Origin of the sequence: Mesorhizobium sp. M1E.F.Ca.ET.041.01.1.1 (assembly GCF_003997355.1) — a bacterium.
Lineage (GTDB): Bacteria > Pseudomonadota > Alphaproteobacteria > Rhizobiales > Rhizobiaceae > Mesorhizobium.
Window position 1 is genome coordinate 1 of sequence record NZ_RZSL01000447.1, and the last position, 5,165, is coordinate 5,165.

General features: G+C 62.7%; 5 protein-coding genes and 1 pseudogene. 4 read left to right on the forward strand and 2 right to left on the reverse strand.

What is annotated here, in order from left to right:
* The 3 genes and pseudogenes from EOA38_RS27320 to EOA38_RS27330 form a co-directional block, all read left to right on the forward strand.
* Positions 1–1,145 (forward strand): annotated as a pseudogene (locus EOA38_RS27320) (hypothetical protein); the annotation flags it as partial.
* 230 nt (positions 1,146–1,375) lie between these two features.
* Complete coding sequence (locus tag EOA38_RS27325; RefSeq protein ID WP_126092302.1) at positions 1,376–2,179, forward strand: alpha/beta fold hydrolase; 804 nt, start codon at positions 1,376–1,378, stop codon at positions 2,177–2,179.
* A 70-nt stretch (positions 2,180–2,249) separates the two neighbouring features.
* The gene (locus EOA38_RS27330) at positions 2,250–2,867 is read left to right on the forward strand and encodes a hypothetical protein (protein ID WP_126092301.1); all 618 of its coding nucleotides are present in this window, start codon (positions 2,250–2,252) and stop codon (positions 2,865–2,867) included.
* Positions 2,868–2,940: 73 nt separating this feature from the next.
* On the opposite strand, the gene EOA38_RS27335 is transcribed toward EOA38_RS27330, so the two are convergent.
* The gene (locus EOA38_RS27335; protein ID WP_126092300.1) at positions 2,941–3,885 is read right to left on the reverse strand and encodes a metallophosphoesterase; all 945 of its coding nucleotides are present in this window, start codon (positions 3,883–3,885) and stop codon (positions 2,941–2,943) included.
* A 68-nt stretch (positions 3,886–3,953) separates the two neighbouring features.
* On the opposite strand from EOA38_RS27335, the gene EOA38_RS27340 reads away from it, so the two are divergent.
* Positions 3,954–4,457: an NUDIX domain-containing protein gene (locus tag EOA38_RS27340; RefSeq protein ID WP_127300688.1), complete on the forward strand. Its 504-nt coding sequence runs from the start codon at positions 3,954–3,956 to the stop codon at positions 4,455–4,457.
* Here the strand turns inward: EOA38_RS27340 and EOA38_RS27345 are convergent.
* A partial coding sequence (locus EOA38_RS27345) for a glutathione S-transferase family protein (protein WP_145966084.1) occupies positions 4,458–5,165 on the reverse strand: 708 nt, incomplete at its 5' end.

Sequence of the window (5,165 nt, forward strand, 5' to 3'; positions counted from 1 at the left end):
CTTCGCAAAAGTTCGACAGCCTGCCTCTGATTTACGTGGCCATCAAGGCCGACGGGCCGGAGGCGGCCCGTGTCGCCTCTTCGCTGCGCGCCGGCCTCGCCGGCTTCGACACCATAGACTTCATCGGACGCGACGCCGATGGGACACGCGATAGTTCCGCCGATCCGATCAGCTTTGTTTTCGAAATTATTCCCGGACCGGTCTCCGGCAACGTCACGGTCGAATTGCAGAGCGTTGCGACCGGACGGGTTCTCCTGTCACGCAATCTGGACCCGATCGAAAGCGCGTCTTCGGCGGTCGAAGGCAATATCGCCAGCCTCCTGACCTCGACCGTCCCCGCTTCGGGCGCGATCTACAGCTATATCGATCAGAGCGACATCCAGACCAGCCAGATCGGATGTCTGGTGCTCGACGACCGCTACTATCTCGACCAGAGCGCCAAGACGCACGAAGCCGCGTATCGCTGCCTGGAGAAGCTGGTCGGCGAAGGCACCAAGTCATCACTCGTTTACTCGGAGCTCGCTTCCCTGCATCTGGAAGCCGTCAACAACCACTACTCCTATCCGGCCGGCGCAACGGTCGAGCAGGCCATGTCGTTTGCACACCGCGCCATCCAGATGGGGCCGATGAGCCCGCACGCGCATCGCGCCTATGGCTACCTCAACTCGCGTCTCGGCAACACGGATGAAGCGATCCGCTGGATGCGCAAGGCTTATGAACTCAACCCCTACGATCTCGGCATGGCCGCCGCCTATGGCTACGGCCTGATCTTCGCCGGCAAATATCAGGAAGGAACGCCGATCCTGGAACATGCCGTCGAAACCTTCAGCGGCCACCCGACCTGGTGGGATTATGGCCTGTTTCTCGGAGCCTTCATGCAAGGCGATACCAAGAGGGCCGCGATCGCCAGCGAATCGCTCAGGACCACGGCGTCAAAATCGCATTACCTGGCCGCACGTCTGATCGGCGCCAAGATTTCAGGCCGCGACAAGCTAGCAAGCGAGCTGGCGGACGAACTGACGGCCGAATTCCCGAAATTCGCAGCCAATCCGCGCGCGACCTTTGTCGACAGGAAGTATCCCGCCGATCTCACCGATCGGCTGGTGCAGTCCTTGCGGGCTGCGGGGATCGGCAACCCAAGCTGAGCGATCGCAAGCCTGTCTCAGCCTCGTCGACCCTATGATGGAATCGATCCTTGGCTGCTCGGATATCGCAAAAATGGCACGAGGACGACCATTAGAGTAAACTAATGAATCAGGTTTATTGCTGATCGCTCCCAGTCGCGAAGAATTTACTGGCTATCGACTCGGCCGGGGAGCAATGCAGCCACCATTTGGAATAACCCGCTTGTTTTGCTTCGCAGCCGATAAATTTCATGCTCCCATCCCTTAATGCCGCCGAGCACGGTGCAGGCTCGAGGACGATCGTCTTGCTGCACGGCTTCGGCAGTTGCCATGAGATATGGCGCGACGTGATTTCCGCATTGCTGCCGGGTGTTAGGGTGCTGGCTTACGACCTGCCGGGCCATGGAAACTCGTTGGAGTGCGACGGAAATGGCGGCGCCAAGCCGGCAGCACGGGCCATCCTCGCGGATCTTTCTGATCGCCGGCTGGGCAAGGTCCACCTCGTTGGCCATTCCATGGGCGGTGCGATCGCAACGTTGATGGCGCTGGCCGAACCCGAAAGGGTTGCCTCGCTGACCTTGCTGGCGCCCGGCGGCTTCGGACCCGAAATCAACGGTCCGCTGCTGCGCCGCTATGCCGCCGCAGCCGACAGGAACGAGATTCATGCTTGTCTTGCCGCCATGTCGGGGTCGGGGAGCTTGCCGCCCGGACACGTGGTGGAGGCGCTTTTCCGCATGCGTCAAAGGCCAGGCCAGTTGCAGATCCTTGTCGATACGGCAGCCATGATGACCAAGGACGACCGGCAAGGTGTCATACCGGGCGAACGGCTGGAGACCTTGGGCATGCCGGTGATGGTGGTTTGGGGAACGGACGATCCCGTCCTGCCCGTCGACCAGGCCGAAGGCCTGCCGGCGCATTTCCGCCTGCATCACGTGTTGAAAGCAGGCCATATGCTGGTCGAGGAAGCTCCTGACCTGATTGCAGAGGTCGTGCGCCGCAACACGCGGCGCCGCGGCAGACGCCCGCGGCCCGCATTCGGCGCGGAAGCGAGCTGAGCCCCATCTCGCAGTGCATTTTGCCGGCGACTGTGTTAACTCGCTGTTAACCAACAGTGAGGCAGCCGCCATGATGGATGCAGGCGACAAAATCACCCCGATCGAACCGTCGCAAAAGCTGGCGGATGCCATCCGTGACGTCAAGAACGCCTTCGCCGACCGCGACGACGTGGTGGTCGACATGCGCGAGGCGCACCGCATGCGGCTCGACTTGATGGCCGCCGAACTCGCCCCCGTCTTCGCCGGTGTGCCGACCGACATGGACAATTTCGACTTCGCCGTCTCGTCGGGCCTGCAGCCGCGACTGTGGATCGATGCCGTCAGCCACGTCGCCATGGGGCGCGACCGCCGCACCTACCGCTTCCTCAAGGACACGCGCATCGGCCGCGTCGTGCTGGCTGAATCGACCGATATGAAGCTCGTTGCGGATGCCGTCACGCGTTACGTGGCCGAGCGTGTCGTCGAGCGGCAGCGGATGATGGAAGGTGCGGTCGAGAGCGCCGTGCCTGGCCTGCATCGTGCCGATGTCCAGGAAGCAGAGCCACCCTTGCAATCCGCAACGCGCCGCAACGGCTGGACGACCTTCTTCGCCGGCCTCGGCTTGATCGCCGCCGGCGCGCTGGTGGGCCTGGCGGTATCGCTCGTGCTTTTCTGGGATCGCATCGCCCAGATGAAGATCAGCTTCTGACGCGGGCATGACCCCGAAAAGTGTTTTCGGAAAAGATCATGCTCGAACAAACAGACAGAGCCCCGTCCCGATTTCATCGGGATGGAACAGGCTCCAGTTCACGCGCCGCCGCTATGCCGGCGCCCAATTCGATCACCTGAAGATCCGACGGCGGCAATGCCGGCCCGGTCAGGCCGCGCCGCGTCAGGCGGATGCCCCAATCACCTTTTTCGCCATCGATTTCGAACAGATTGTATTGCGCCGCCGGGTGCTTGCCGCCGGGCGCCTGGCCGGCGGCGGCCACGCCGACCACCGGCACCTTGGCGCCGCGCGGGCCGATGGTGAACAGCGACGGCAGGTGCGAGTGACCGTGCAGGACGAGCTCGGCGCCATGCCGGCGAACGACCTTGTGGAAGCGCGCGATGCCGAAGAGCCGCTTATGCTGCGAGACCGCGCCGCGCACCGGCGGATGGTGGATCATGATGGCGCGAAACAGCCCCTGCTTGGCCATGGCGTCCAGGATCTTGCCGAGCCGCTCCGCTTGGCCCTCCATGAAGAAGCCGTTGGCCATGAAGGGCGCCGTGGCTCGCGCCGTCGTGACGCCGATCAGCGCGACGTTGCCGCGCACGCGCAGATAGGGAAAGGAATTGCGGTCGACCGGACTGTTGACGCCGTCGCCCGTCATCCACGGCGCCCAGGACCGACAAACCTTGTCGAAGGCGCCCGGCACATAGGCATCGTGATTGCCTGGCACCACGGACACGTCGTCCGGAGGGCCAAGCGTTTCCAGCCAGTGCTTCGCCATCTCGATCTCGCCGTCGAGCGCCAGGTTGACGAGATCGCCGGTGACGGCGAGATGATCGGGCGCGTTGGCCTTGATGTCGGCCACGATCGTGTCGATGACTGCATCATGCATATGCCGGCGGCGGTTGCGCTGCCAATTGACGTAACCCAGCACGCGCTTGGATGCGAGGTCGCGATAGGTTACATCGGGCAGCGGCCCCAGATGGACATCGGAAATATGCGCGAGCCTGAACATAGTCCCTTCTTAAGCGAGGCAGCGCAGGCTTTCCACTCACCGTTTGCTGTTCGCTTGGCGATTGCCGGATGACCGGCTCGCCCGACCCGGAAGAGGTGTTCCGCCAGACCGGCTGGCCGGGGCTGCGGGCAAGGCTGTTTCATTTCTATTTCCTGCTGCGCCGCCCGATGACGCTTGGCGTGCGCGGCCTGATTTATGACCGAGCCTCCAACTCCGTCTTCCTCATTCGCCATACCTATGTCCCGGGCTGGCAACTGCCAGGCGGCGGCGTCGAGAGTGGCGAGACGCTCCTTGAGGCGCTGGCACGCGAACTGGCCGAGGAGGGCAACATCGCGCTGACGGCCCCGCCGGTGTTGAAATCGATGCATTTCAACCGCCGCTCCAGCCGCCGTGACCATGTCGGGCTCTATCTGGTCGAGGCCTTCAGCCAGACCGCGCCGAAGCTGCCTGACCATGAGATCGCCGAGGCGGGATTCTTTCCGCTAGATTGTCTGCCGGATAGTACCACTCCGGCGACACTGCGGCGCATTGGGGAGATTTTCGGCGATGAGCCCCCATCGCCTCATTGGTAGCTACGCCGCCTTCCTGAACCTGCCGCGATCGTGCGGCGCGGCATAGTCGAGTTCCGGTCCCACTGGAATAATTCCGGTCGGATTGATCGATTTGTGGCTGCCGTAATAGTGCGACTTGATGTGGTGCAGGTTCACCGTGCCTGAGACGCCGGGCACCTGGTAGAGGTCGCGCAGATAGTTCGACAGGTTCGGATAGTCGGCGATACGGCGCAGATTGCATTTGAAGTGGCCGACATAGACCGGGTCGAAGCGCACCAGCGTGGTGAACAGCCGCCAGTCGGCCTCGGTGATGCGCTCGCCGACCAGATAGCGCTGCTTCGACAGCCGCTCCTCGATTGCATCAAGCGCCGCGAACAATTCGCCGAACGCCTCCTCATAGGCCTCCTGCGTGGTGGCGAAGCCGGTGCGATAAACGCCGTTGTTGATCGCCGGATAGACGAGCGCGTTGATCTTGTCGATCTCGGGACGCACTGCCTTCGGATAGAAGTCGAGGTTCGCATCGCCCCACTCGTCGAAAGCGGAATTGAGCATCCGGATGATCTCGGAAGACTCGTTGTTGACGATGGTTCCCTGTTTCTTGTCCCACAGCACTGGCACCGTCACTCGGCCCGAATAGGCGGGATCGGCCTTGGCATAGATCTGGTGAAGGTAATCGAGGCCGTAGAGAGGATCGCCGGTGGCGCCGTCTTCTGCCTTGAATGTCCCGCC